This window comes from Pseudomonas sp. URMO17WK12:I12 (assembly GCF_000514395.1).
In the GTDB taxonomy this organism is placed as follows: domain Bacteria; phylum Pseudomonadota; class Gammaproteobacteria; order Pseudomonadales; family Pseudomonadaceae; genus Aquipseudomonas; species Aquipseudomonas mucoides.
The window spans coordinates 150,792-176,245 of the sequence record NZ_AZVV01000009.1 but is presented as its reverse complement, the minus strand read 5'-3'; the positions used below and the strand labels follow the sequence as shown (position 1 = coordinate 176,245).

Genomic DNA, 25,454 nt, shown 5'->3' with positions numbered 1-25,454 from the left:
GACCATTCGGAGCAAACGTAGGCGTCCGGGCAAGTTGGTAGATAGGTGTATTTATTGCTTTCGATCATGCTCACATTGTAAACCTTGCCAAGAATCCGTCGGCCCAGAACAGCTCCATACGCCCCCCGAGAGATATGCTGCCTGGGCATCGGTGCTTGGCGCAGGCACTCAAGACTCCTGTCAAAACGCTCACGCAGACGGATACCTGCGCACGGGAAGACACTCATTGAATAGTCATCAAGAGCTTTAGAAAGCAAAAGACAGGGGAACCCGGTTGTTATCAATCTGTAGGTTCTTGATTTACGCTCTCAATCAACCGCGTTTTTTGCTGCACACTCTTTCGGGGCGGGAAAACACGAACGACGCGAGTGCCGACTCTTCATTTGGGTCGATGTGCGCCATGAAGCTGCGCACCGAGTACTCATCGACGGTGTCCACCAACCGGATCTGCCGGAGCTCGCCGACATCGGATAACGATAGAGGCTCTGGCCCCAAGGCAACGCCATAGACCAAAGCATGACACACCTGGGGATTGCCGCGACAGAACCGTTCGATGTCGATGCCGGCAGCCCTGGCCAACTCCATATTGATCAGCAACACGTCAAATAAATCGAAAGGCTCACAGGTGTAATGGGTCAAGGTCAGCAGTTCTTCGAAAGATTGCACCGGCGCCACACGGAAATAGCCCAGGCGATTCAGTATTCTTTCCAGCCGCACGCGCTGTGCATGCTGGTAATCGGCAATCAGAATTCGCAAATCTCGGGTAGCCATCTGTTCAGTCGCCCTTATGTTCCACAGTTAAAATACGCTGAAGCCAAGGGAGTTATTTAGCCAGCGGCAGGCCGCTCCCTAGTAGTAATTGATGGTGAAGGTCGCCGTAGCATTGGCCGGCCCGGCGGTAATGCTGTCCTCGGTCTGGATGTAGCGCGCCTTCAAAGGAATGAGGTAGCTGGCACCCTCGACAGCACGCGGGATGATGCCGCTGGCACGCAGGGTGGCCAGTGGCAACGGCGTGCCGTTGTTGTCGGCCACTTGCAGGCCGACACCGGTAGCCGCCGGACCATCACCGGGAGCGCTGGGGTTCAGGCTCATGATCCCCTGGTTTGGGGTGATCGCTGCCCGGGTTGGGTCCAGGCGTACTTGCAGGACGTTGTTCTTACGCGAGTCGAGGTTGTTGCTGGTGCCGTCGCTCAGCCAACGCGGGCCAGTGTTCTGGTAATAACCGTTGAACGCCGGGCAGTTGTTCAGGGCGATGGAGAAGTCCTTCCAAGGTGTGAAGGTGTTTTTGCCAGAGAACTCGCTGAGTATGTGCGAGCCCATCGGCACCGCGACATCCGGGGTCGAACAGGTACGCGAGACGATGTTGATGTTGCCGGAAACGTTGACTCGCATCACTTCGACAGAATTGCTGGCGACCCGAGTCTGAGACGTTGTCGGCAACTGCGAACCCTGGATGGTGCCTGGCGACACGTCCCCGATTTTGATGAACGACATGTCGTAAGCCAGGGTGCCTTGCAAGGAGTACACACAGAACGCCGTCCCCCCACCGCAGTTGATGGCGTCCGAATTGAAGGGCATCGGCGTGCCCGCATGCCAGATCGCGACACCGATACCCGGGACGCCGGTCTGATAGACATTGCCGCCCCAGGGCGACCCCGCCCAGGTTGAGAGCGGCAAGGGTCTGACGGGCAGCTCACGACGCGTCTGAACGTTGTAGAGACCGGGTGAACAGCTCAATAAACTTGGCGAGACTATGTTGAACGTCTGGCGATAGATTTCCGCGCCAAGCGGCACGTCGCGCCCCACCGTAATGTTACCGCCCAGTAACGGCATGGTGCGTATGACCGGACCGCCGCCGTCAATGTAGTTGCAGTCAGCCATCGCTCCCCCCGCCACCAACGACAACCCGACTACCGCGACACTCGACTTGATCACCCGCATCATCTTCATCAGTTTTTCCCCTGTGCGCTGTTCACAGAAGCAACGCGATTATCTGATTGAGCAACGGAGCACACCGCATCCATCTGACGCAGCTGTTTCCCGTCGCTTTTGCCCGGCGGCAATGTCAATGCACACTGCTGGCCGATCTGAGTGCCCCAACTGATCAACAGCCGGCGCGCGTCATCCTTGACCCGGGCATAGAGCTGACCGCCCTGCCCGACCATGCCCACCGACACGCCACGGTCATCGACCACGCTGGCGCCAAATGGCAGCGGGCTGCCGTCGGCCAGGGTGACGTTGAGCAACAAGGCCTGGCCGTTGCTGGTGCCATATTTGAGCGCAACAACGGCGCCGGCACGGGGTGCGACTTGCTGGCTGGTCTCCGTCAGTTCGACGTCCAGCGAAGTACCGAGCGGATCGATCGCTACTTCGTTCAATTCATAAGGACGCAGGTACGGCACTACGGCGTTGCCGCGACCGTCGAGTTTTAAGCCCGGGAGACCGACCACCTTGGCACCCTCGGCACCTTCGGCCGTGACCACCGCCATGGTTTCGCCGCGATACGGGGTCATGGTCACACCGTTCGGGTGAGCGACCACCGAACCACTGGCATTGAGCGACAGGCTGTCATAGCCCTCGCCACGGCTGACGGTAGCGCCGACGATGGCTTTCGGGCTGATGTACTGACCGTTGACCGACGTGCTGTTAGTGCGGCTCGCGCCTTCGTGACCGGCGGTCAAGCCATAGTTATATTGACGGTCTGCACCAGCGGTGCCGCTGAGAGTGGCCTGCTCGCTGTAGTTACCTTCGGTGTCGCGCAACACGCGAGCCGATACCTGCGGCCGGTTGACCGCGGAACCAAACTCCATCGGCATACTCACGGTAAACAACAAGCTGTTGTCCATGTCGCCCAGGCCGATCCGCGCACGGTTGGCGCTGACGCCATAACTGACCGAACCGACCTGCTTGGTGTAGCTGAACTGGTACTGCAGATCACTGCCGGGCAGGTTCCAGTAGTTTTGGGTAAAACCACTGAACGCCGCCTGGCCCCAATCTCCCAGGCTCTGGTTGGCGGTCAGCGACAGACGACTGCGCGGTCGGCCGAACAGGCTGGTGTCCAGGCCGCTGCGCTCGGCGTCGAGCAGTTGCACGGCATTGCTGAAATCCAGGTAGTTTTCCGTGGAAAATCGCGTGGCCGCCACGGCGAAGTTACTGCCGGTGCTGAGGATATTTTTGCTGTAGGTCAGCCGCGCACTCTGGCCGCTGGCGGCGTCACTTTTTAGGTCAGTCTGGGCATGGGTGACGTCCACCGCCACCGCACCGATGGGTGTGCTGAACGCCAGGCCGCCGAGGACCGAACGATAGTCGTCGCTGGCCTGCGCGCCACCATAACCGGTGAAGATATTGCTCAAGCCACGCTGATAAGTGCCCTGCAACAATTTGGCCTGGCTATCGATGTAGTTGTTGCGGGTTTCACCGGCGGTGACGCTGAAACGCGAGGTACCGGGACGCAGCAATTGCGCGGTCGAGGCGAACGGCACGATGAAGGTCTGCTCGCTGCCATCGGCTTCATAGACGGTTACGTTCAGGTCGCCACCATAACCGGTGGAATACAGGTCATCGATCACGAAGGCACCCGGCGCCACCGTGGTTTCATATAACAGATTGCCGGCCTGGCGCACCGCCACCCGCGCACTGGTACGGGCGATACCACGGATCACCGGCGCATAGCCACGCTGGGACTCGGGCAACATGCGGTCGTCGGTGCCCAGTTGCACACCGCGATAGGCCAACGTATCGAAAATCTCACCGCTGGTATTGGCCTCGCCTACGGTCAACTGACTCTTGAGCGAGGTGATATCGCGCTGGGCATAGGTATTCAGTGCCTGGTAGTCCTGCCCGGTTTCCTTCTGCCAGTTCAACGAGCCGTTGTGGCGCAGGCGCCAGTCACCCACGTTTAACCCGGTATTGAGGCCCAGGTAGGCAGAATCGTAGTTACCGGTGTCGGTTTTGTTGTGGTTGGCGTTGAAGTTGTAGCTCAAGATCCCGGCTGTCACGCCACGATCCCACAGCTCGGGGCTGACGTAACCCCGAGCGTCACGCCGCAAGGCAACCTGCGGAATGCTGACGTCCAGTTGCTGACCGGAAGGCGAAAAAGTCGCGCTGGCGCCTTCGATCAACTGCGCCAGGTCCAGGCACGACGCACCGCTTTCCACGCTCGCCAGGGCCTCGGGCGATAGCCGGCGCAGATCGACGCCGATCAGTTCCATCAACCCACGACTGAAGCACACGGTCGGATGGCTGCCATCAGCGTCGGCCTGAATGCGAATGTCCTGGCGGTTAACCAGTTTGCCGTTTACTGCGACGTCGGCGCGGTATTCGCCGGGTAACACTGGGTTGCCTTGTTGGTACGGGGTCAAGTCGAGGCTGCGCGAGTCTTCGGGCAAAAAGGCATCGTTAAACTGCACGTCTTCGGCCAGCGCCGACTGGGTGGCGAACCCCCAGGAAACACCGGCCAACGCTCGAAAAATCAAGGCTGTGAGCGGATTCAAGGCAAAGCGGGGGCGTGCCTGTTGGTGAGCCCCCAGGCTTGAAAAAGTCGTCATAAGTTACTCGTGCACTAGAACGTTCGCGGAGGAATCAGGGCTTGAGCGGTTGCTTGATGAGCATCAGCGCGCCGTAGTCATTGATCGCATTGAATTCGACCTGGGCCGCCAAACCCGGAATCGACTTGAGCATCGGCACGGCAAAAACCCTGGTCTCGCCAGGCTTGACCATGCCGTTTTCACTTTCGTAGCGCTGGGTGCCCACGGTCACGGCCAGTTCAACCTGAGACACGTGGAACGCGGTCGGGTTATAGGCTTGCAACGCGTAACCTTTATCAGCCGGGATGACCTTCCATTGCAGCTGTTGCGGCGCATTGGTCGGGGTGCCGGGCAAGCCATCGGGACGGTAGAAAATCTTGATCCGCGAACGGAAAGCCATTTGCAGCACATTCAAATCCACTGGTCCTTCGGCCTTGGGCGGGATCTCCAGAACGTTGAGCCAGAACACCGATTCCTGATTGGCCGGCATGGACGCGCCGGTGAACATCAGGCGCAGGCTCTGGCCTTTGCTCGGGTCGATACGCGACACCGATGGCGACAGCACAAACGGTGCTTTCGAACTGGTGGGGCTGGACTCCACATCGCCACTGTCGACCCAGGCTTGTACCAGGGCCGGACGCGTGCCGTTGTTGTTCAATTTGACGGTGACTTCTTTCTGGTCCGCCGGGTACACCAGGCGAGTCCCGGTGATCACCACACCGGCCTTGGCTTGCGAAAACATCAACATGGAAAATGTAAGCAACGCTGTAAATCGTATTACGGTTGTAAAACGCATGAAGCACCTCATCGGCTGCACGGTGGCACGCCCCCCGGCCTGTCTGGGTAGGCGCGTGCCGCCGTGGGCAGGGCTTACTGGTAGTCGACGTTGTACGTCACGGAGCTGACCACAGTGCCCGGGGTAGTGGTGCCGGTAGCGAAGTACTGCACGGTGTACGGCATGTTCGCCGCACCGGTTGCATCGATTGTGTTGCGGGTAGTCTTGGTTTTCTGGTTGGTGTTACCGGCCTGAATGGCCGCGCCGCCCTGCTGATCGACCAGTTGCAGTTGAACGTTGGTGGCAGTGCCGGTCACGTTGTTCAGGTTGCCGCTGACCGGGTCAACGGTCGAACCCGAGTTGAAGAACGCCGCAGCGGTAGTAGCCGTACCGACACAGTTGCTCAACTGGATGTTGAAACTGGTCTGACCTTCGACCTGGCCGGCGGCGGTCAGCAGACCAGTGGAGATGGTCGGCAGGGTAACGGTCGCTACGGCAGGTGTGACCACGCCATCAACAGCGATGGTGCAGGTCTGGTTGACCAGCTCGCCGTTGAAATTGATTGTGCCGTCGGCGGCGTTGGCAAACTGAGCACCAGTAGCGGAAAAAAATACGGCGAGAGCAAGGGCTTGGCGATTCATGAACAACTCCAAAATTATGATTTTTAAACCTGTCGCAAAAACCTTAATGGTCTGCCGGCCTAGATATGTCCTGGGTCAGATCAAGCCATTTGCTTTAGCGACGAGCCAATCATCACCCCTTGCTTACGTTGCGACCGTAGGGATAATCAGCACTACTTGTAGGGAATTTCCCAGCGCTCACGACTGCATTCCTGTCAAAGGTCCATATTTCTGAGTCGCACAAAATAATCGCAGACCAATGAATAGCCTGCGAACTCAGAATGATGCGTGGGTTTATTCTGCTTTGCGCAATGAGCGCCTTTCAGTGATGTGACTCTCTTACTCGATGTTTTTTTCCCATAGCTGCACCAGACTCTCCATAGCCTTTTGTAGCTCGATTCAATTTCTTCCATTCGCCGCTTCAGTTTGGCGCTGGTGAAATTGTGGTCGCGGTTGTTGATGGCATTGAATTTACCGCCATCGATGGCAACCAGTTTTTCTCCGAACAGTCCCAACTGCTGACACAGCACAACGAACTGGCGACAGACGCCTCGGATGACCTTGCTGTTGTCTTTTCGGAAGTTGGCAATGGTCCTGAAATCCGCCATCAAACGCCCGGTCAGCCTCATCAGCTCGATGTTGCGTCGGGCTTCTCGTTCAAGGCGTCGGCTCGACCGAATGCGGTTGAGATAGCCGTAGAGTAGAACTTCAGCAAGATCGCGGGGTGGTAAGCAGGTCGGCCCGTCTCTGCCGGTATAACACCGTCAAAACCAAGCTTGACCAGGTCGAGTTCGTCGACGAAAACGTCGACTACGCGCACTGGATTTGTGAATTGATGTAGTCGTCGAGGCTTTCGGAAAGCAAAGTGCTTTGTCCGCGATGCTCACCTTGAATGAAACGTTTCATGGGCAATCCTGCGTTAACACTTTGGGCGATCATGACAACGTTAGCCGGGTCTTCACATACTCTGACGTAAGCACGATATGCTACTGAATTTGGAGTTGAAGGGCTTACCGTGGATGTCATTTCAGCGCACCGATTTTGTAAAAATCACCGCCCCCAAATTGAAGCAAGTGATCGTTGTGGCTGTTTTTACTGCTTAAGTGTGTTTTCGCCCGTAGAAATCACAGAGTGGGTCGACCTAGATACCACCGCTGTGTGTCCGAAGTGTGGGATTGACTCGGTCATCGGATCAGCTTCCAACGTGCAGGTTAATTCTAAGTTTCTTTCGAAAATGAACGAGCACTGGTTCTAAACGATCCCATCATTCGATGACTTCCCTTCTGTATGTCATCTACACAGAACATGGTATGACCCAGTGCCGTATGTTGCTGCTGATCGACTACGTTTTTACACACTCTGGGCCAGAAGCAGTCAGGTTATTGAGTGGGGTTGCTGTTTGTTTTTACAGGAATCCATGTTCAGAACATCGCTGTTTCACACGAGTTTCAAGGCAAAGGTATCGGCACCCAGACTCTGAAGAAACTTCAGCTGAAAGCCGCAGCCCGCCATGTGCCCTTGCAGTTGGGTGTTTTCCGCACGAACACATTGGCGCGCAAGCTCTATGAGCGTATGGGCTTTCGCAAGACTGGTGAAACGACCACACATATCGAAATGTCTTGGATCGTGAGTTGAAATATGACTTTCAGATATGCCTTGAGCTGCTAACGACCATAAATTACTGGTCGACGCGACTCGGTACTTTCCACCCGAGCCTACATCATCACGCTCGCCAGGATCCCGTCGTGGCACCGAAGACATAAGTGCAGAGTATGCTCGCCTCCAAAATAAGCCTTTTGAAATGGAAGTCATCTCATGTTCGAACGTAACAAACTGGCTCCGGAGCTGATGGTCACTGATATGGGTAGCATTTCTCTATCCGCATAACTGCGCGCAAAAAAGGCGTTTTCAGCAGTCAGTATGGGGGCAGTCTGGAAGGATCGACTTTTTCAACACAATCGGCCCAAAGCTATCCACTCATATGCTCAGCGCCTTTGGGGATTTGGAGTAGAAGCGGCGAAGCGGCTGCGTGAAACACCCGCTTAAAAGGCTGGAACTGCTGCCCACTTAAATTTAGCTGCACACCCTGTCTTGGCCTCGCGGGGCTGGGTAAATGACTCGACCAGACGGATACCGCCTGAACTCAGGTACGATCACCAACGGAGAATCGGACCTCAACGATGACGGAAAATCGACCTGAAGCTACCGTCTCCCCCTGGCAGATTGGAGTAGAAAAAAATCTGCCCTCCAACTTTTTTCTCCATTGAACGAGCCTTAGTCCAAACCACTGGTTTCGCTCAAAGAGTTGATTTTAATCAAGGAGCACTTTACCGCCTTCATTACATTGAAAATGCTCAAGTAGTGCTTTCCAGAGATAGCGCGTAGAGGGGGTTAAATAATTTTTTCATTCAAGGCTGGGATCGTCTGACTCTGCAATAGGAGATTCCTCATGCACAAGAGAGTTCTCGTTTCGCCCTCCGAACTGGACGAATTGATCAAGCGTGAGCCCGTCGTGCTCATCGACACCCGAGATGCTGCGAGTTACGCCGAGGCCCACCTGCCGGGCGCAGTAAATATCCATGAAATATTCACGTACTTGGCTACTACCACGCCCGAGGGCCTGGCTAAGTTGCATGAACTATTCGCCCAGGCGTTTGCGAAGGCAGGCTTGTCTGGCAGGGAGATAGCGCTTGTATATGAGCAATCCATGACCACTGGATTTGGACAGTCCTGCAGGGGGTATGTGCTACTGCGTTATCTTGGCTACCCTCGCGACAAAATCAAGATTCTGCATGGCGGCTACAGCGCCTGGCGCAACGCAGGACTTCCCAGTACCAGTGAAGCTTCCGCGCCTGTCACTGCCACGTTTCCATCTTCCAATGGAGAACGCAGCCTCTTCGTCGACCTGGACGAAATGAAACGGATAGTTGCCACCCCCAACATCGTGAAACTCGACGTACGGGACGTTGATGAATGGATCGGCGAAAGCTCATCGCCCTATGGAAAAGATTTCTGCCCGCGCAAGGGTCGCATCCCTGGCTCCGTCTGGCTGGAGTGGTACCGGATGATGAAGCCGACCGCTCAGGGACCGATGTTCAAGTCACCCGGCGAGATTCTCGCCGAGTGCGCTACGGTCGGAATCGGCCCCGATACACCTGTGGTCGTGTTTTGCTTCAAAGGCGCACGTGCTTCCAATACCTTTGTGGCATTGGAAGAAGCCGGAATCAGGAACGTTCGCCTTTACCTCGGGTCCTGGAACGAATGGTCCCGAGACTTGACGTTACCCATTGAGGAAGGCCTTCCCTATTAGAAATACTTGCAGCCAGCCGGGCTGGTTCCTGGCCAAATGTTATCGTCAGACCAGTAAACCGGCATTCCCCTTGTGGAGATGCCGATGTCTGCATGACTACTGTTCGTATTGATCGGAACCGTCAGCAGCATCACGGCCGAGGTATTGGCGGCGGGCTGATCGTCGTGCCAGCTATACATCAGTTGAAAAATGGGCCTTTCGCACAAATCCCACTCGGAGCGAATTCCATACCAACAGTCCACGATCAGCATGTGGACCATACTTCAGGATATTGCTACTCCCCGTAAGCACTACTCAGCCAAATGGATTCGAATCTGTTTTTCAATCTCGATGATTACAAAGAACGTAACGCCAATCCCGATGATCAGTAGGCCATCAAAGAAAGGGATCGCTTCAGTTGCAAAAACCCTTTGCAGCAGTGGCACGTAAGTGATGGAAAATTGAGCGACGGTCACCATTGCAACGGTCATCCAGATGACCTTGGTGCCACGAATCCCCTTCCAGGTAAGCGATGTGCTGTAGATATTGCGAATGAAGAACAGGTGAAAAACTTCCATCACCACCAACGTGTTGACCGCAATCGTGCGAGCCAACTCAATTGAGTAGTCACGGTCGAGCGCATACGAAAAAATGCCGTAAACGCCGCAGAGAAACAGAATAGAAACAAGCACCATATGCCAGACTAAAGCACCGCTTATGAGTGGCTGTTTGCGCGAGCGTGGCGGTCTGCGCATGGTGTTTTCTTCGGTAGGTTCGAACGCCAGCGCGATGCCGAGTGTCACTGCGGTAATCAGGTTGATCCACAGAATCTGTATTGGCGTCACCGGCAGTGTAATGCCGAGTAACAACGCGACGATGATGGTCATGGTCTCGCCCGCGTTGGTAGGCAGCGTCCAGCTCAGCACTTTCTTGATGTTGTCGTAGACTGTCCGGCCTTCGCGTACCGCCGCCACGATGGATGCGAAGTTGTCATCTGCCAGCACCAGGTCTGCGGCTTCCTTGGCGGCCTCACTGCCCTTTCCACCCATGGCGATACCGGCATCGGCACGCTTCAGCGCTGGTGCGTCGTTAACGCCATCGCCGGTCATTGCCACGGTCATGCCAATCGATTGCAACAGCATTACCAGCCTGAGCTTATGTTCAGGGCTGGTACGCGCAAAAATATTGACGTCTTTTACCGCCTCTTTGAGGTCAGTATCGCTCATGGCGTCGAGGTCTACGCCAGTCAGCACCCTGTCGGGATTGTGCAGGCCAATCTGGCGACCGATGGCAGCAGCGGTGCCACCATGATCGCCAGTGATCATTTTTACGGCAATGCCCGCCGCCTGGCATTGCTGAACGGCTCTGATCGTCTCTGGTCGGGGCGGATCAATCAGCCCAACCATCCCCAGCAGTGTCAACCCTCCTTGCACATCCTCAAACTCCAATACGGTTTGCTCGGGCGGGACTGATCTAACTGCAAACGCCAGCACACGCTGCCCCTTGGCAGCAATGGTGTTTGCCTGTTCATGCCAGTAGTTCGCGTTGAGCGGTTCAGTCCCGCCAGCGTTTACGAGTTGCTTTGTGCACATGGCAAGTATCTGCTCCGGCGCGCCTTTCACATAGATAGAGGCGTGTCGAGCATGGTTGTGATGCAGGGTCGCCATAAATCGGTGTTTCGCATCAAACGGAATGGCATCGGTGCGGGGCCAGGCCCGATGATCTTCATCGCTGACGATTCCGGTTTTTCCGGAAAATGCCAACAAGGCACCCTCCATCGGGTCTCCCTCTACCCTCCATAAGTCTTCATGCTGACGCAGCACCGCATCGTTGCACAGGCAGGCAGCTCGCCCCAGTTCCGTCAACGCTGGATGAGACGATAGGTCGACTGGCTGATCCGCAAGACTGATGCTTCCCGTTGGCTGATAACCTGCGCCGTCGACCGTGAAGATGAAGTCTTGCGTGACGACCGATGCCACCATCATTTCGTTACGTGTGAGTGTGCCAGTCTTGTCAGTGCAGATAACGGACACCGAGCCCAGCGTTTCGATGGCCGGCAGGCGACGCACAATGGCATTGCGGCTTGCCATCGCCCTGACGCCGACAGCCAGCGTAATGGTAAGGACGGCGGGCAACCCTTCAGGTATCGCTGCCACCGACATCCCCACCACGACCATGAAGATCTCGGTGAACTCGTAATGCCCGACATAGTGACTGAACACGAGCAAAAGGCCGCTGACTAACAGGATCAAGATCGTCAGCCAGCGCGCAAATACGTTCATTTGCTGAACCAGCGGGGTAGTCAGCGTTTCCACTTGTGCAAGCAAAGTACTGATACGTCCGATCTCGGCCGCTGTTGCGGTAGCCACTACAATTCCAGTTGCTTGTCCGCATGTCACGAGGGTGCCGCTGTACGCCATGCAAACACGATCACCCAGGGGCGCTTCAAGGCCCACAGGCCTGGTATTTTTTTCTACGGGTACGGATTCGCCGGTCAGAATGGCTTCTTGAATCTGAAGTCTGTTCGCGCGCAGCAGGCGTAGATCAGCAGGCACTTTGTCGCCGGACTCCAGCAATACAATATCGCCCGGTACCAGCTGCTCGCCTGCAATGTTCGAGCGTTCGCCAGCACGAATGACTGCGGCGCGCGGTGCCAGCATTTGTCGGATCGCATCCATGGCTTTTTCCGCTTTGCCTTCCTGGACGTAACCGATGATTGCATTTGCAATAACCACCGCCAGAATCACCACCGTATCCCACAGATGTTCCAGCATCGCGGTAATCGCAGCGGATCCTAGAAGCACATAAATCAGAATGTTGTGAAATTGCAGCAAGAATCGCAGCCACGCAGGTCGACGTGCTGCTGCTGGCAGGCGGTTGAAACCAGTGCGGCCAAGACGGGCTTGTACTTGGTCTGCCTGCAGCCCGACATGCTCGTTGACCTCAAGCAGGTTCGTTACCTGATCTGCAGGCAGGGAGTGCCAGGCCTCGGAATGCGGGGGGATTGGTGTTTGCTCATCTGCTGCGCCGTCCACCTGCTTCATCAATGATTATCTCCTGTGCGCACGACTCAACTGGGCGCTGAGGTGCTCATGAGCGGAGTGGGTGTATCTGAACGCTGAAAAATCGTTCCCTTGTTATCAAACCGAGCACTACTCAGTGAGGCACGACTCGACAACGTCTGCACAAAACTCGGTTTTCCATTTGCAGGGGCCCATTTTGTTGGCAAACGCAGAACCTTGGTTTGAAGGTCATAAAGGAGCGTTTCTATTGCTAAGCTGACTAGAGAGCTTAGTCCTTCTATTGAGGGTTCATCGATCATCAGGAATCCCCGCCACAGTATCCAATGATGATATTGCTGAAAATACAGAGAGCTGTTTTTCGAAAGAACTGGCTAATAGCATAAAGGGATTCGTTGCGACCAAAATAAGTCATGAAATCCGCCTACGAGCCCCTACGTTACGACTAACCTAATTGATCAAATCTCCTGTTATAGAAAAATAACAATGAGGCTAGTCGATGGAAATCTCGCGATGGGCATTAGTTTGTATTTTATCCAGTGCATCTGCGACGCCCGCTTTTGCAGCAGACGCACAAAAAATATTCTCCCAGGGAGGGGCAAATCCAGGAGCCATAGCCTGTTCAACCTGCCATGGTGCGGACGGTTTAGGCATGCCTTCGGCGGGTTTTCCAAGGCTTGCAGGCCTGCCTGCTGATTACCTGACGAAGCAAATCTCTGATTTCCGCTCAGGCACTAGAGGCAATCCAATCATGCAGCCCATCGCTCAGGCATTGAGCGAAGACGAGTCAAAAGCCCTCGCAGTGATGCTCGCCAAGATGCCAAGTGCAGCGGTAAAACCAGTGAATCGTGCGCACGCAGCAAAAGGCCCCGGAGAAATCCTGGCCCTGAGAGGCGCATGGGATCGAAATATTCCCGAGTGCGTAGCTTGTCATGGTCCAAGTGGCATCGGTGTCGGTGCCACCTTTCCGCCACTCTCCGGTCAGTCGGCTCAGTACCTCAAATCACAACTGAATGCCTGGCGGCAGCAAACTCGAAAAAATGATCAAGACGATCTCATGGGCCACATTGCGCGCTCACTCACCGATACCGAGGTCGAGGCTGTTTCCCAATATTTTGCTGATCTCAGTAAATAGAGGCCTGGCCATGAAATCCATCATCGCTGCACTTATTACTTTCAACATCATATCGATGGCTTGTGCGACTGAAACTGTAGAACCAACCGCACCACCCAACAGTCCTAATCCAGCTCAGAATAAGGCTCCCACATTTCTCCCGCCCTCGGAGGAGACGCTACCTGACAATGCTTATGGCCGATTAGTCCAGCAAGGCCGCGCGATCTTTGTCGATACGAAAGCCAATGCATCCGAGTTTGTAGGGAACGGATTAAATTGCACCAACTGCCATTTAGAACAGGGAAGAAAGGCCGACTCTGCCCCTCTTTGGGGGGCTTACACAATGTACCCGGCCTATCGGAAAAAGAATGACAAGGTCAATACCTACGCTGAGCGCTTACAAGGGTGCTTTCAGTTCAGCATGAACGGAAAACCGCCTCCAGCTGACAGTCAAGTCATCGCGGCTCTTACCGCATACTCGTACTGGCTCGCAACGGGTGCCCCTACAGGACAAGAACTGCCCGGACGTTCTTATCCCGAGATTCCTGAACCTGCCGGAGGTTTTGATCTTGCCAAGGGAAAGGCTATCTATGCCAAGCAGTGTTCTGTATGCCATGGAGCTGAAGGTGAAGGTCAGAAAGCAGGAAGCGATTATGTGTTTCCACCACTTTGGGGCAAAGATTCATTCAACTGGGGTGCGGGGATGCATCGAATCAATACCGCCGCCGGCTTCATAAAATCGAACATGCCCTTGGGTAAGGGTGGAACGCTTTCCTCCGATGAGGCGTGGCACGTTGCAGCCTTTATGGACAGTCACGAACGACCAAAAGACCCAAGGATGATTGCCGGCTCTGTCGAGCAGACCCGATTAAAATTTCACGCGAATGATGGGGTCAATCTCTATGGACAAAAAGTGAACGGAGTGGTCGTCGGCCAAGGTACTGAATAAGTCATTTCAGACGGAACCAAGCTATCACTGACTGCGCGAGAGCCATCATGTTATAGCTTGGTTGTGCTGCATCATCTTCTGTCGTCAATCCTCAATGTAGAAACTTTACCCCGCCAGCAACTGCAAGTGACGCAATACAGGTCCAGCCTGAGAAAAGCCAACGCCAAACAAGCCTCTGCGGGACAAAACCAACACCTCTCACAAAAGCCACACTCATGGCTGCGAACAATGCAGTAGCCAGAGCATGGTCAGGCTTCCCGTCTGGAGCGGCCATCATGGGAGGATAGAGCGTACAAGCGAGCATGATTGCTATAGCGATAATCAGACTCAGCAAATGAATTTGTGAGATCGATTGAGGGTTTGCGACACGCGGCATCATGACAATGTCTCGTCGTTATCGCTCAAGGCTCGGCCAACTTCGTTCTCGCCCCACATCGCATTTAAAATAGCCAGTAGCAATGCAAAACCGACTCCCAGCATCCAGGCGAAATACCACATGTTTATTACTCCTTTGCCGGCACTAGTAGGCTGAATGTTCGTTGGCTTTAATCTGTGCGACGGTGACCTTGCCCCGCATAACGCGATACGCCCACGAGGTGTAAATCACGATGAGTGGCATGAAGATCAACGTGGCCCAAAACATAATGGCCAGGCTCAAATGACTGGAGACGCTGTCCCACACAGTAAGGCTTGCCGCAGGCACTGTTGATGACGGCATGATGAATGGAAACATCGACACACCCGCCGTGCTGATCACTGCGATCACCGCAAGCGATGAGGAAACAAACGCCGAAAGTGTGCGACGCATCATCAGCAACATGGCAGCACCTGCTGCGCCAACCAAGCCCAGTACGGGCAGCAGCCACAGCAAAGGGTAATGGCCATAGTTGGCCATCCAGGCTCCAGCTTCGCGCACCACGGATTTGCTGAGAATGTCAGGCAGTCCTGCTGTATCAACTACCGACGTAATGCGATAGCCATCAATCCATTGCAGCCAGATGCCGGCAACAATAAATGAACACACCAGCACGATCGCTGCACCAACCCCACCTTTGATTGCCCTCGCCTGGATAACACCTTCAGTGCGATGCGCCAGATAAGCACCGCCCTGCAAGGTGATCATTGCACTACTCACAACGCCGGTCAGAAGCGCAAAGGGATTCAGCAGTTGCCAGAAACTGCCGGTATAAGTCGATACCAGAAGGTCGTTGAAGTGGAACGGTACACCTTGTAGCAGGTTGCCAAACGCGATCCCGAACACCAGGGGCGGCACTGCCCCACCCACAAAGAGTCCCCAATCCCAAGTGCTGCGCCAGGTGGCGTTGTGGATCTTGCTGCGATAGTCAAAACCCACCGGGCGGAAGAACAGTGCCCAGAGGACCAGAATCATCGCCCAATAGAACCCGCTGAATGCCGTGGCATACACCACTGGCCACGCCGCGAACAATGCACCGCCCGCAGTAATGAACCACACCTGATTCCCATCCCAATGTGGACCGACGGTATTGATAACGACGCGACGCTCCATGTCATTGCGGCCAACAAAGGGCAGCAGCGTACCTACCCCCATATCGTGGCCATCCATGATGGCGAAGCCGATCAGCAATACACCAACCAGTGCCCACCAGATAATTTTCAGGGTGAAGTAGTCAAGCATGGTGGAGTTCCTTCAACTGGGCATCGTGAACATAACGGCCGGTACCGAGGCTGCCAGGACCCTGACGGGCAAACTTGACCATCAGGAACATTTCAACCACCAGCAGCACGGTGTAGAAAAGGATGAATCCCGCCAGCGAGCCATAGAGATTGTTGACGCTAAGCGTGGATACGCTCATGTGGGTCGGCAGCACGCCGTAAATGGTCCACGGCTGGCGGCCGTATTCAGCAACGAACCAGCCCAGCTCGCAGGCAATCCATGGCGCAGGCAGCATGCAGAGCGCCCAGCGCAGTAACCAGCGGCGTCGTGTGCAGGTCGACTTCAAGGTGCTCCAGAAGGCAAGTCCGAAGAGCATGAGCATGGCAAAACCAAGGACTACCATGATCCGGAACGCCCAGAACATAGGTGTCACGCGCGGTACGGTATCGTTTACGGCTTTTTCGATAATGGCCGGCGTGGCCCGGTTGACGTCCTCGACATACTTCTTGAGCAGCAGGCCAAAGCCCAGATCGGCTTTGTATTCTTCGAATGTCTTGAGAGCTGCCGAATCGGTGCGATTGGCTCTGACGGCTTCAAGGGCGTTTACGGCGGTAATGCCTCGGAGAATTCGAGCGCGGTTCTTTTCTTTAATCTCATGAATGCCTGGAATTTGCTTGCTGACTGATCGTGTGCCGATCAGGCCCATGAGCCATGGCACTTCAACTTCCCAGTTATTTTTGGACTCGGCTTCATTAATACTGGCCACCAATGTCAGGCCCGCCGGCGCAGGCTTCGTTTCCCACATGGCTTCCATGGCTGCCATCTTGGTTTGTTGTGCCTCACCCACCGTGTAACCAGACTCGTCACCCAACACGATCACACTCAGCACTGATGCCAGACCAAAGGCCGCCGCCACCCGGAAGCTGCGTTTGGCAAACTCGACATCACGATTCTTGAGCAAATACCAACTGGAAATCGACAGCACAAACATCGAACCGGTGACGTAACCGGCTGAGACGGTATGTACAAACTTGGCTTGTGCTACTGGATTGAAAACCACCGCCCAAAAATCAACCATCTCCATGCGCATGGTGATGTAACTGAATTCTGAACCCACCGGGTTCTGCATCCATCCATTGGCGATCAGAATCCACAACGCTGAAAGGTTTGTACCAACAGCCATCAGCAGCGTGACCAGCAAGTGGTGCTCTTTCTTCAGACGATCCCAACCAAAGAAGAACAGGCCAATCATGGTCGATTCAAGAAAGAACGCCATCATGCCTTCGATTGCCAGTGGGGCTCCGAAGATATCGCCGACATAGTGCGAGTAATACGCCCAGTTGGTACCGAACTGAAATTCCAGGGTAATGCCCGTCGTCACGCCCAGGGCGAAGTTGATGCCGAAGAGCTTGCCCCAGAAGCGCGTCATGTCTTTCCAGATAACATTACCTGTCATCACATAGACGCTTTCCATAATGACCAGCAGCCAAACCATGCCTACCGTGAGGGGTACAAAAAGAAAGTGGTAAAGCGCAGTGGCTGCAAACTGCAGCCGAGACAAATCCACCAGGTGTTCTGAAATCACTTGCTTGCCCCTTGAGTCGAGGTGGGTACACCGAAACGGTTACCGATGGTGTTCGAGTCGACACTGACATGCGAATCCCGGATGAACAGCCACCACAGCACTGTCAGCAGCAGTAGTTTGATCACTACTGCCGTGAGCAGATGGCGTTGAAGTTGTTTGTCGGAAATGGTCATGTCTATGCAGTTAGCACACGGCATGCCAAGGGGAATAATCCTGTTTTTATCGCTTTAAAACAGTTACTTAGAGAATAATCCAGCGGTGCGCGGAATGGGTTGGCAGATCAGTGCGCTGCCAATGACTGCCAGTGCCGGCAGTCATTGGCAGAATTGCGGCGTGAGCGCTGGCTACTAGGCCAGCCCCTGCTCTTTCAGGCGTCTGTACAAAGTACGCTCACTAATCCCCATGTGCTTGGCCAACTCACTGCGGGTACCTTTGAAAGTTGCCAGTGCCTGTACCAGCGAGCCGCCGTCGAAAGGAGTTGAAGTAGAGGCCTGAGGAGATGCCAGCACGGATGCCTGGGGCAAATGTATGGAGCGGATCACCCCATCGTCAGCAAACAGACTGGCTCTTTCCAGAACATTGCGTAATTCACGGATATTTCCGGGCCAGGAAAACCGCTGCAATTGTGCGAGAGCATCCGTATCTATCGTCAGCCGGCGCTTGCCGGAACCGGCACGTTGTAGAAATGAGTTCACCAGCAAACCAATGTCTTCAACCCGGTTGCGCAAGGGGGGTAACTGAATTGGGAAGGCGCTGATGCGGTAGTACAAATCCTGCCTGAACTCACCTTTTTCCATCATTTTTTCCAATGGTTTGTGGGTCGCAGCAATTAACCTGAAGTTAGCGTGAAGGGTCTCGACACTCCCTACACGGCGATAGGTGCCCGATTCGATCAGACGCAACAGTTTCACTTGCATGGCCAACGGAACATCGCCAATTTCATCGAGAAACAACGTGCCGCCCTGGGCCGTTTCAACCAAGCCAGGTTTACGTGTGGTGGCACCGGTGAATGCTCCTTTTTCATGGCCGAACAGTTCGCTCTCAAATAACGTTTCGGTCAATCCAGAGCAATCAACGACGACAAAGGGTCCATTGGCCCGCTCGCTGGTTTCATGTACGGCGCGGGCGAACAGCTCTTTGCCCGTACCGGACTCGCCTAGCAGCAGCACCGGCAGCATTGAGGGTGCCACCCGCTGCAGCTCCGACAGGGCACGGTTAAAGGCAGGTGAACGGCCGACCAACCCTTCGTTGCTGGGTCGCGCTGATGCACTGCGGACCAGGGTGAGACGCTCCACATAGGCAGTAATAACACCGTGTTCGTCTAGAATCGGGCGCAATTCGACGTCGACATGCTCAGGACCGCGAGGCGTGTGGTGAATGTGCAAAACACGATCTGGCCCGCGCATTTCCTGCGCCTTTTTCATCGGACAATTCTCACCCGCCTGATCACAAGGGACATCGTAATGGTGTGAGATTTGATAACACTTATGGCCGATAAAGGGTGTGTCAGCGCTGCCAAACTGCCGCTGATAGGCAGTGTTGGCTGCCAGGATGTTGTAGTCCGGATCGAGCACGATCATTGGCTGGGGTTCGTACTCAAGAAACGAAACAAGTGATTGCACTTGATCCGTCTGCGCAAGTGAGTGGGCTGGGGTGGGCAGGATAGTCTTCATCGTGGCTCCTGAGAATCCATCCATCCTGCGATGACACTGCCACCTCTGTCAACGCGGACTGCCAATGGCAGTAAATCCCGGTGAATATAGAAAAGATCAAACCACCTGTAGGAAATAAACTGAATAAAATCATACAGATAAAAGCATACCTTTGTGTGGGCAGGGCCTGGCAGACTTATTGCTATGTCAGTCCTTAGTGAGAGCGGCTTGGTAAAAGCCCCCCTAAGGAGACAGGTCATGAGCGTAAAACTTCGCGTCGAAGGATTCTTCGATTCTGCTACCAATACCGTCAGCTATCTTGTGCTGGATGAGGCCTCCCACCACTGCGCTTTAATAGACAGCGTGCTGGATTACGACCCTAAGTCCGGTCACACCGCCACAACGTCTGCCGACAGGTTGATCGCGAGGGTGAACGAACTCAAGGCGAAGGTTGACTGGATTCTGGAGACCCACGTCCACGCAGACCATCTCACGGCAGCGCCCTACCTGAAGGAAAAGCTCGGCGGAAAAATAGGGATCGGCAGCCAGATTTCGACGGTGCAGGAGGTGTTCGGCACTCTGTTCAATACAGGTCGAGATATGGCCCGCGACGGGAGTCAGTTCGATCACCTGTTCGTCAATGACGAGCCGTTCGCCATTGGCACGCTGCAATGCCATGCGCTCCATACACCGGGCCATACACCCGCCTGTATGACTTATGTGGTTAGCGATGGCGCCGAAACGGCTGCATTTGTCGGCGACACCTTGTTTATGCCGGACTACGGGACTGCACGCTGTGACTTTCCCGGTGGAAATGCTCGCACGCTGTTCCAGTCAATTAACAAGGTGCTGAGCCTGCCGGCCAATACCTTGCTCTACATGTGCCACGACTATCAGCCGGGTGGCCGCGAGGTGCAATTCGTCAGTACCGTTGCCGACCAGCGCGCCCACAACGTTCACGTCCGTAATGGCATCAGTGAGGAGGAGTTTGTGGCGATGCGCACAAAGCGCGATGCATCGATGGAAATGCCGACACTGATCCTGCCATCGGTTCAGGTCAACATGCGCGCCGGGCACTTGCCTGAGCCGGAAGCGAACGGGACGCGCTACCTGAAAATCCCGCTCAACGTCGCCTGACGTTGCCTTCCCCACAATACGCATAAAAAAAAACCATAACGGAGTCACTTATGGACATTCGCCACCTTGCGCCTGGACTGTCGGTATCCGAACAGATTTTTCCCAACCAAATGGCCGAACTGAAAGAGGCCGGCTTTCGCACCGTCGTGTGTAACCGTCCCGATGGCGAAGGCAGTGATCAGCCCTTGTTTGCCGAAATCAAACGTGCGGCCGAAGCAGTCGGCATTGAAGCGCACTACCTTCCCGCTGAATCCGGCAAAGTCACCGACGAGCAAGGTATTGCTTTCGGCAAGCTCCTTGAAACACTGCCAAAACCGGTGTTGGCCTATTGCCGTTCCGGCATGCGCTCGACAACGATGTGGGCACTCTCACAAGCGGGCAAACAACCCCTGCCACACATCGTCGAGACGGCCAAAAAAGCCGGGTTCGATATGAAAGGCGTCATTCGCCGGATTGCCAATCAGGGGCGTACGCCGGTCGAAGTGGCTGAGGCGCAGCATACCGTGGTCATCATCGGAGGCGGTGCGGCAGGTATCGCGACTGCATCCAGTTTATTGGCGCGAGATCCTGGGATCGATGTTGCCATCATCGACCCGGCCGATGTGCACTACTACCAGCCTGGCTGGACCCTTGTCGGCTGTGGCGTCTTCGATGCACCCCAAACGGCCCGCACGATGGGTACGACCATCCCCCGCGGTGTGCACTGGATCAAGTCGGCGGTCGCCGCTTTCGAACCCGAGAGAAATGCCGTCATTCTTGATGGATGCAGAGTCGTCAAATACGAGCAACTGATCGTGTGCCCTGGCCTGAAGCTCAATTGGCATGCCATCGAGGGTTTGTCGGACACCTTGGGCCGCAACGGCGTGACTTCAAACTACCTGTATCACCTTGCCCCCTACACGTGGGAACTGGTGCAGCAACTGCGTGGTGGCCGTGCGGTTTTCACGCAACCGCCCATGCCAATCAAATGTGCCGGGGCGCCGCAAAAAGCAATGTACCTGTCTGCCGATCATTGGAGGCGTGCCGGTGTATTGGACAACGTCGAGATCGAGTTTTGCAGCGCCGGCGCGGTGCTGTTCGGGGTTCCCGACTATGTGCCTGCACTGATGGAATACATCACGGCTTATGGTATCGACCTGAATTTCGGCCACACGCTCACCAGCGTGAATGGACCTGCACGGACTGCAACGTTCAATTGCGTCAATCCGGATGGCAGCGCCCATTGTGTGACGCGCGACTTCGATCTGCTTCATGTGGTGCCACCGCAGATTGCGCCGGATTTCGTTCGGGTCAGCCCTCTCGCTGACGCGGCTGGCTGGATCGATGTCGACCCTGCCACGTTGCGCCATAAAACCTGGGGCAATATTCACGCACTGGGCGACGCCACCAACACCAGCAACGCCAAAACCGCGGCAGCAGCACGCAAGCAGGCGCCCGTTGTTGCCCATAACGTGTTGGCTGCAATGGGTAAAGCAAAAGGCAGCGCCCATTACGACGGTTATGGCTCCTGCCCGCTGACGGTTGAACGCGGCAAGATCGTACTGGCTGAATTCACCTATGGCGGCAAGGTCGCCCCCAGCTTTCCATCCTGGCTGATTGACGGTACTCGGCCATCCAGGCTGGCATGGTTGCTCAAAGAGCGGATTCTTCCACCGCTGTATTGGAAGGGAATGCTCAAGGGCCATGAGTGGATGGCGAAACCTGAGATGGCCGACGTATGAAACCAGGCCTGAAAGCGAGGAGACTGAGATGATCGCCGTCTTACTGCTCGGGCTTACTGTCGGGGTGATTCTGGCTCTGACCGGTGCCGGAGGTGGAATACTGGCTGTTCCATTACTGGTATTTGGAGTGGGGTTGAGCATGGCCGAGGCAGGGCCAATTGGTTTACTGGCTGTCGGTTTAGCCGCGACCCTGGGTGCCGCAATGGGACTTAAAAACGGCACCGTTCGCTACAAAGCTGCGCTTCTAATTGCGGGAGCGGGGATCGTGTGTTCTCCACTTGGCCTTTGGCTGGCGCAGCGCACGCCTAACCGTCCGTTAACGATCATGTTTGCCTTCGTGCTGATGTACGTTGCATTCCGGGTATATCAACGATCACTCCCTCCCTCCACGGAGTCGAAGCCCCCCGTCACATCCAAACCGCCGCCTTGCCTTTTGGACGTGAACCGAGGAAAGCTTAACTGGACGGGTCCGTGTGCATGGGCACTCACCGTCTCTGGCGTTGTTGCGGGCGGGCTTTCCGGCTTGCTCGGCGTGGGCGGTGGCTTTGTGATGGTGCCGGCGCTCCAGCGATACACCAATTTGACAGCGCAGTCGGTGCTTGCGACGTCGCTTGCCGTTATTGCGCTGGTTTCAATTTCCGGCGTTGCTGCAAGCTCGGCAGCTGGGCACTTGCAGTGGGCAGTGGCCATTCCGTTTTCCACTGGAGCATTGGTCGGAATGGTAGGCGGGCGTCTGATCGCGGCACGGCTCGCGGGTCCACACCTACAAAAAGGGTTCGCCGCCGTTTCTATGGTGGTTGCGGTGGCCTTGCTGGTGAAAGCTATTTAGTCATGAACATGAGTCATCCACTTCCAGGACTGCCCAAGACTCGCCTATAGCCCGAGACTTGCCCCGACCTCCCCTGCCAGTGACGAGCCCTATTGAATGCCGCTATACACTTAGTTTTTTTATATACTATAATCTGACTAACTGAACAATTAGTGATCAATCGTATGCCCGAATCAGATCTCCAGCAGCTACACGCCAATGCCGATGCTGCCAGCCAATTCCTTAAAGCCCTGGCCAATCCGGATCGCTTGATCCTCCTATGCCAGCTATCTCAGGGTGAGCGCAATGTCAGCGATCTGGAGTCACTGCTGGGGATACAGCAACCGACGCTTTCTCAACAGCTGGCTGTGCTTCGCCGCGAAGGCCTGGTGGAGACCCGCCGTGACGGGAAGCAGGTGTTCTATCGCATCAGCAGTCCCGCAGCATTGGCAGTCATCCAAACCCTGTATCAACAATTTTGCGTCGGAGAAGCTCCATGAATGTCGACTGGCTCAACTTCACTCCCTGGTCATCCCTTGCTGGCGGCGCATTGATTGGCTTGGCGGCCAGTCTATTCGTCGTCGCTAACGGGCGTATCGCAGGCATCAGTGGTCTGATCGGCAGTCTTTTACAGCGTGGGAGCGAGGGGGTAAGTGAGAAAGCACTTTTTCTCCTGGGCCTGCTCATCGCGCCACTTCTATGGGGCTTGTTCGCCACGCTGCCGCAGATTGAGTTCAAAAGTGGCTGGTTCGGACTGATCGTCGCCGGTCTATTGGTGGGCATCGGCACACGATACGGTTCAGGTTGCACCAGTGGCCATGGGGTGTGCGGCATATCGCGCCTTTCGCCGCGATCGATGGTTGCCACTGCGTGTTTCATGTTCAGTGGTTTCGTCACGGTGTTTGTCTTGCGTCATCTGCTGGGGAGTTGAACATGACCAAACTGACTGCGTTCATTGCGGGTCTGCTGTTCGGCTTGGGTCTGCTTCTGGCAGGCATGGCCAACCCCGGCAAAGTACTCGCTTTCCTGGATCTAACCGGTGCTTGGGACCCTTCCTTGGCGTTGGTCATGGTCGGGGCAATTGGTGTGGCCATTGGCCCGCTAACCTGGGCACGACAACAACCCAGTTCGCTGCTGGGAAGGCCAATGCAGCTACCGGTCAAACGTGAGCTGGACCCGCGTTTGATTGGCGGGAGCCTGGTGTTCGGCATCGGCTGGGGAATCGCTGGCATCTGTCCGGGTCCCGCAGTGGCAATTCTGCTGACAGGACGCTGGCAAGTGATCGTATTCATGTTGGCCATGCTGGCCGGCATGTTGTTGTTTACTGCGCTGGAGACCCGGCGCAGCCATTGATTGGGAGATCGCCATGAAAGCGAACATTGGAACCATTGACCGCAGCCTGCGCATTATCGCCGGTCTGCTGCTCATTGGCCTCAGTCTGTCCGGTGTAATCGGCGTGTGGGGTTGGATAGGTTTAGTGCCGCTGGCCACTGGCATTTTCCGTTTCTGCCCTGTCTATACATTGCTAGGCATCAAAACCTGTAACCGTTGCTGAGCGACCACCGTTGCACACTTGCGGGTGCCTGAAGGTGCCCGTGGTGGGTTGCTGGTGTTTAAAACTATTCTGAGCGGAGCAGTTTCAAAACTTGTTTGAACAAGGAGATTTTGATGTCCGACCTGAACGATCCACGCGTGTTCTTTGCCGCTGAGCGAACGTTGCTGGCATGGAACCGAACCAGCCTTTCGCTGATGGCATTTGGCTTTGTGATTGAACGATCCGGACTACTGCTGCAGATGCTGAAGCCGGGCGTTCTGGGTCCTCCTGGGAAACATTTTTCGTTCTGGATCGGACTGGCTTTTCTGATGCTGGGTTCATGGGTTGCCTGTTGGTCATCCTGGCAATACAAAAAGGTAGTCAAGACCCTCAAACCCGTTGAGATCCCGCTTGGCTACAGCGTCAATGCTGGCCCTGGCATAAATGTCATTACGGCAATCCTGGGCGTTTTGCTCATGGCCTATTTGTCCATGATGTGAGCGAGGCTGGCCTGCCTGATCTCGCTCGGTTTTCCCACCACTGCTTCTGCATATTTGGGTCTAACGGTCGTCTAACCGATGTTAACGGTGCAGGCTCCAGCTTTGTCTACCCGGTTTTGTCCAAGCGAGTTCGGCAATCAACGCTACATCTTGAAAAATGGATCATAGGCTACGAGGAGGCCCGCCCATTCCGAGCCTCCCCCGAGTGAATAGGTTAATTGCTGACCGAAGCGATTTGCGCCGCACGACGGTTCTTTTTGCCAATCATAAACACCAATAGCGAACCAATTGCGGTCAATGCACAGAGCGGCATCAGTGCGATAGGAAAGCTCCCGGTCTGATCACGCAACACCCCAATCACTGAGCTCATGGCGCCGGTCCCCAGGTGGGCAAAGGTATTGATCGCCGCAATCCCGGTGGCCAAAGTCGCTGGTGGCAGGGATTCGGAACAAAGTGCCCAGAACGGCCCCTTGATCGCATAGTTACCCATCAATACGAGCGTCATTGTCATCGTTGTCTCCCCTGCCACCTCGCGCCGCGAGGGTGTTCCAGGGTCAGGCGCTTTCCTCGAACACGATTGCTCCCCGC

The 25,454-nt window shown here is 55.3% G+C and carries 26 protein-coding genes and 1 pseudogene; 12 read left to right on the top strand and 15 right to left on the bottom strand.

The window, feature by feature from the left end; all coding sequences use genetic code 11:
- Positions 1-312 precede the first annotated feature (312 nt).
- From D882_RS1000000131645 to D882_RS01000000131070, 6 genes and pseudogenes are all read right to left on the bottom strand, one after another.
- Positions 313-771, bottom strand: a complete 459-nt coding sequence (locus D882_RS1000000131645; protein WP_050590193.1) for a response regulator — start codon at positions 769-771, stop codon at positions 313-315.
- Positions 772-849: 78 nt separating this feature from the next.
- Positions 850-1,950: a fimbrial protein gene (locus tag D882_RS0113370; protein ID WP_027923726.1), complete on the bottom strand. Its 1,101-nt coding sequence runs from the start codon at positions 1,948-1,950 to the stop codon at positions 850-852.
- Positions 1,950-4,547 carry a fimbria/pilus outer membrane usher protein gene (locus D882_RS01000000131075; RefSeq protein ID WP_050590192.1) on the bottom strand — a complete coding sequence of 866 codons (2,598 nt, stop codon included), beginning with the start codon at positions 4,545-4,547 and terminating at the stop codon, positions 1,950-1,952. Before D882_RS01000000131075 ends, D882_RS0113370 begins: the two co-directional genes overlap by 1 nt.
- 34 nt (positions 4,548-4,581) lie before the next feature.
- The gene (locus D882_RS0113360) at positions 4,582-5,274 is read right to left on the bottom strand and encodes a fimbria/pilus periplasmic chaperone (protein WP_256218395.1); all 693 of its coding nucleotides are present in this window, start codon (positions 5,272-5,274) and stop codon (positions 4,582-4,584) included.
- A gap of 122 nt (positions 5,275-5,396) precedes the next feature.
- On the bottom strand, positions 5,397-5,942 hold the full coding sequence (locus tag D882_RS0113355; protein ID WP_027923724.1) for a fimbrial protein: 546 nt from the start codon (positions 5,940-5,942) through the stop codon (positions 5,397-5,399).
- Positions 5,943-6,304: 362 nt separating this feature from the next.
- A pseudogene (locus D882_RS01000000131070) lies at positions 6,305-6,827 on the bottom strand (transposase); the annotation flags it as partial.
- A gap of 480 nt (positions 6,828-7,307) precedes the next feature.
- Here D882_RS01000000131070 and D882_RS01000000131065 point away from each other — a divergent pair.
- Positions 7,308-7,556, top strand: coding sequence for an N-acetyltransferase (locus D882_RS01000000131065; protein ID WP_081743955.1), 249 nt, complete (start codon positions 7,308-7,310; stop codon positions 7,554-7,556).
- Between the two features lie 814 nt (positions 7,557-8,370).
- Positions 8,371-9,231, top strand: a complete 861-nt coding sequence (locus D882_RS0113335) for a sulfurtransferase (RefSeq protein ID WP_027923722.1) — start codon at positions 8,371-8,373, stop codon at positions 9,229-9,231.
- On the opposite strand, the gene D882_RS0113330 is transcribed toward D882_RS0113335, so the two are convergent.
- Positions 9,228-9,482: a hypothetical protein gene (locus D882_RS0113330; protein WP_032833516.1), complete on the bottom strand. Its 255-nt coding sequence runs from the start codon at positions 9,480-9,482 to the stop codon at positions 9,228-9,230. The two genes, D882_RS0113335 and D882_RS0113330, sit on opposite strands and share 4 nt — an antisense overlap.
- Positions 9,483-9,521: 39 nt before the next feature.
- Positions 9,522-12,254: a cation-transporting P-type ATPase gene (locus D882_RS0113325; protein ID WP_050590190.1), complete on the bottom strand. Its 2,733-nt coding sequence runs from the start codon at positions 12,252-12,254 to the stop codon at positions 9,522-9,524.
- A 475-nt stretch (positions 12,255-12,729) separates the two neighbouring features.
- On the opposite strand from D882_RS0113325, the gene D882_RS0113320 reads away from it, so the two are divergent.
- On the top strand, positions 12,730-13,365 hold the full coding sequence (locus D882_RS0113320) for a cytochrome c (RefSeq protein WP_027923719.1): 636 nt from the start codon (positions 12,730-12,732) through the stop codon (positions 13,363-13,365).
- Positions 13,366-13,375: 10 nt separating this feature from the next.
- Entirely contained in the window at positions 13,376-14,293 is a 918-nt protein-coding gene (locus D882_RS0113315; protein WP_032833515.1) for a c-type cytochrome, read from the top strand.
- Positions 14,294-14,384: 91 nt separating this feature from the next.
- Here the strand turns inward: D882_RS0113315 and D882_RS0113310 are convergent, their stop codons facing one another.
- The 6 genes from D882_RS0113310 to D882_RS0113285 form a co-directional block, all read right to left on the bottom strand.
- Positions 14,385-14,669 (bottom strand): cyd operon YbgE family protein, encoded by a 285-nt coding sequence (locus D882_RS0113310; RefSeq protein WP_228758788.1) that lies wholly within the window; start codon positions 14,667-14,669, stop codon positions 14,385-14,387.
- A complete protein-coding gene (cydX, locus tag D882_RS1000000132035) occupies positions 14,669-14,791 on the bottom strand; it encodes a cytochrome bd-I oxidase subunit CydX (RefSeq protein WP_010459227.1) in 123 nt (40 codons plus the stop codon). Before cydX ends, D882_RS0113310 begins: the two co-directional genes overlap by 1 nt.
- 22 nt (positions 14,792-14,813) lie before the next feature.
- Positions 14,814-15,950, bottom strand: coding sequence for a cytochrome d ubiquinol oxidase subunit II (gene cydB / locus D882_RS0113300; RefSeq protein WP_027923716.1), 1,137 nt, complete (start codon positions 15,948-15,950; stop codon positions 14,814-14,816).
- Positions 15,943-17,514, bottom strand: a complete 1,572-nt coding sequence (locus tag D882_RS0113295) for a cytochrome ubiquinol oxidase subunit I (RefSeq protein ID WP_027923715.1) — start codon at positions 17,512-17,514, stop codon at positions 15,943-15,945. The genes cydB and D882_RS0113295 overlap by 8 nt, the downstream gene beginning before the upstream one ends.
- Entirely contained in the window at positions 17,511-17,687 is a 177-nt protein-coding gene (cydP, locus tag D882_RS1000000132890) for a cytochrome oxidase putative small subunit CydP (protein ID WP_027923714.1), read from the bottom strand. Before cydP ends, D882_RS0113295 begins: the two co-directional genes overlap by 4 nt.
- A 174-nt stretch (positions 17,688-17,861) precedes the next feature.
- A complete protein-coding gene (locus tag D882_RS0113285; RefSeq protein WP_050590189.1) occupies positions 17,862-19,187 on the bottom strand; it encodes a sigma-54-dependent Fis family transcriptional regulator in 1,326 nt (441 codons plus the stop codon).
- A 237-nt stretch (positions 19,188-19,424) separates the two neighbouring features.
- Between D882_RS0113285 and D882_RS0113280 the strand changes: the two genes are divergently transcribed.
- The 8 genes from D882_RS0113280 (at position 19,425) to D882_RS0113245 (ending at position 24,866) form a co-directional block, all read left to right on the top strand.
- Positions 19,425-20,303 carry an MBL fold metallo-hydrolase gene (locus D882_RS0113280; RefSeq protein ID WP_027923712.1) on the top strand — a complete coding sequence of 293 codons (879 nt, stop codon included), beginning with the start codon at positions 19,425-19,427 and terminating at the stop codon, positions 20,301-20,303.
- 50 nt (positions 20,304-20,353) lie between these two features.
- The gene (locus tag D882_RS0113275) at positions 20,354-22,024 is read left to right on the top strand and encodes a bifunctional protein tyrosine phosphatase family protein/NAD(P)/FAD-dependent oxidoreductase (protein WP_027923711.1); all 1,671 of its coding nucleotides are present in this window, start codon (positions 20,354-20,356) and stop codon (positions 22,022-22,024) included.
- A 28-nt stretch (positions 22,025-22,052) separates the two neighbouring features.
- On the top strand, positions 22,053-22,853 hold the full coding sequence (locus D882_RS0113270) for a sulfite exporter TauE/SafE family protein (protein WP_027923710.1): 801 nt from the start codon (positions 22,053-22,055) through the stop codon (positions 22,851-22,853).
- A 164-nt stretch (positions 22,854-23,017) separates the two neighbouring features.
- Positions 23,018-23,332, top strand: a complete 315-nt coding sequence (locus D882_RS0113265; protein WP_027923709.1) for a metalloregulator ArsR/SmtB family transcription factor — start codon at positions 23,018-23,020, stop codon at positions 23,330-23,332.
- On the top strand, positions 23,329-23,763 hold the full coding sequence (locus D882_RS0113260) for a YeeE/YedE family protein (protein ID WP_027923708.1): 435 nt from the start codon (positions 23,329-23,331) through the stop codon (positions 23,761-23,763). The genes D882_RS0113265 and D882_RS0113260 overlap by 4 nt, the downstream gene beginning before the upstream one ends.
- A gap of 2 nt (positions 23,764-23,765) precedes the next feature.
- Positions 23,766-24,185 carry a DUF6691 family protein gene (locus tag D882_RS0113255; protein ID WP_027923707.1) on the top strand — a complete coding sequence of 140 codons (420 nt, stop codon included), beginning with the start codon at positions 23,766-23,768 and terminating at the stop codon, positions 24,183-24,185.
- 13 nt (positions 24,186-24,198) lie between these two features.
- Positions 24,199-24,387: a DUF2892 domain-containing protein gene (locus D882_RS0113250; protein ID WP_027923706.1), complete on the top strand. Its 189-nt coding sequence runs from the start codon at positions 24,199-24,201 to the stop codon at positions 24,385-24,387.
- 113 nt (positions 24,388-24,500) lie between these two features.
- Positions 24,501-24,866, top strand: a complete 366-nt coding sequence (locus tag D882_RS0113245; protein ID WP_027923705.1) for a YidH family protein — start codon at positions 24,501-24,503, stop codon at positions 24,864-24,866.
- A 214-nt stretch (positions 24,867-25,080) separates the two neighbouring features.
- Here D882_RS0113245 and D882_RS0113240 read toward each other — a convergent pair whose 3' ends face one another.
- Entirely contained in the window at positions 25,081-25,377 is a 297-nt protein-coding gene (locus D882_RS0113240; protein ID WP_228758757.1) for a hypothetical protein, read from the bottom strand.
- Between the last annotated feature and the right edge of the window lie 77 nt (positions 25,378-25,454).

What these genes read in the sequence shown, in the direction of transcription:
- D882_RS1000000131645 (WP_050590193.1), bottom strand. Translation starts at nt 771, where the DNA reads ATGGCTACCCGAGATTTGCGAATTCTGATTGCCGATTACCAGCATGCA.
- D882_RS0113370 (WP_027923726.1), bottom strand. Translation starts at nt 1,950, where the DNA reads ATGAAGATGATGCGGGTGATCAAGTCGAGTGTCGCGGTAGTCGGGTTG.
- D882_RS01000000131075 (WP_050590192.1), bottom strand. Translation starts at nt 4,547, where the DNA reads ATGACGACTTTTTCAAGCCTGGGGGCTCACCAACAGGCACGCCCCCGC.
- D882_RS0113360 (WP_256218395.1), bottom strand. Translation starts at nt 5,274, where the DNA reads ATGTTGATGTTTTCGCAAGCCAAGGCCGGTGTGGTGATCACCGGGACT.
- D882_RS0113355 (WP_027923724.1), bottom strand. Translation starts at nt 5,942, where the DNA reads ATGAATCGCCAAGCCCTTGCTCTCGCCGTATTTTTTTCCGCTACTGGT.
- D882_RS0113335 (WP_027923722.1), top strand. Translation starts at nt 8,371, where the DNA reads ATGCACAAGAGAGTTCTCGTTTCGCCCTCCGAACTGGACGAATTGATC.
- D882_RS0113330 (WP_032833516.1), bottom strand. Translation starts at nt 9,482, where the DNA reads ATGCTGATCGTGGACTGTTGGTATGGAATTCGCTCCGAGTGGGATTTG.
- D882_RS0113325 (WP_050590190.1), bottom strand. Translation starts at nt 12,254, where the DNA reads ATGAAGCAGGTGGACGGCGCAGCAGATGAGCAAACACCAATCCCCCCG.
- D882_RS0113320 (WP_027923719.1), top strand. Translation starts at nt 12,730, where the DNA reads ATGGAAATCTCGCGATGGGCATTAGTTTGTATTTTATCCAGTGCATCT.
- D882_RS0113315 (WP_032833515.1), top strand. Translation starts at nt 13,376, where the DNA reads ATGAAATCCATCATCGCTGCACTTATTACTTTCAACATCATATCGATG.
- D882_RS0113310 (WP_228758788.1), bottom strand. Translation starts at nt 14,669, where the DNA reads ATGCCGCGTGTCGCAAACCCTCAATCGATCTCACAAATTCATTTGCTG.
- cydX (WP_010459227.1), bottom strand. Translation starts at nt 14,791, where the DNA reads ATGTGGTATTTCGCCTGGATGCTGGGAGTCGGTTTTGCATTGCTACTG.
- cydB (WP_027923716.1), bottom strand. Translation starts at nt 15,950, where the DNA reads ATGCTTGACTACTTCACCCTGAAAATTATCTGGTGGGCACTGGTTGGT.
- cydP (WP_027923714.1), bottom strand. Translation starts at nt 17,687, where the DNA reads ATGACCATTTCCGACAAACAACTTCAACGCCATCTGCTCACGGCAGTA.
- D882_RS0113285 (WP_050590189.1), bottom strand. Translation starts at nt 19,187, where the DNA reads ATGAAGACTATCCTGCCCACCCCAGCCCACTCACTTGCGCAGACGGAT.
- D882_RS0113280 (WP_027923712.1), top strand. Translation starts at nt 19,425, where the DNA reads ATGAGCGTAAAACTTCGCGTCGAAGGATTCTTCGATTCTGCTACCAAT.
- D882_RS0113275 (WP_027923711.1), top strand. Translation starts at nt 20,354, where the DNA reads ATGGACATTCGCCACCTTGCGCCTGGACTGTCGGTATCCGAACAGATT.
- D882_RS0113270 (WP_027923710.1), top strand. Translation starts at nt 22,053, where the DNA reads ATGATCGCCGTCTTACTGCTCGGGCTTACTGTCGGGGTGATTCTGGCT.
- D882_RS0113265 (WP_027923709.1), top strand. Translation starts at nt 23,018, where the DNA reads ATGCCCGAATCAGATCTCCAGCAGCTACACGCCAATGCCGATGCTGCC.
- D882_RS0113260 (WP_027923708.1), top strand. Translation starts at nt 23,329, where the DNA reads ATGAATGTCGACTGGCTCAACTTCACTCCCTGGTCATCCCTTGCTGGC.
- D882_RS0113255 (WP_027923707.1), top strand. Translation starts at nt 23,766, where the DNA reads ATGACCAAACTGACTGCGTTCATTGCGGGTCTGCTGTTCGGCTTGGGT.
- D882_RS0113250 (WP_027923706.1), top strand. Translation starts at nt 24,199, where the DNA reads ATGAAAGCGAACATTGGAACCATTGACCGCAGCCTGCGCATTATCGCC.
- D882_RS0113245 (WP_027923705.1), top strand. Translation starts at nt 24,501, where the DNA reads ATGTCCGACCTGAACGATCCACGCGTGTTCTTTGCCGCTGAGCGAACG.
- D882_RS0113240 (WP_228758757.1), bottom strand. Translation starts at nt 25,377, where the DNA reads ATGACAATGACGCTCGTATTGATGGGTAACTATGCGATCAAGGGGCCG.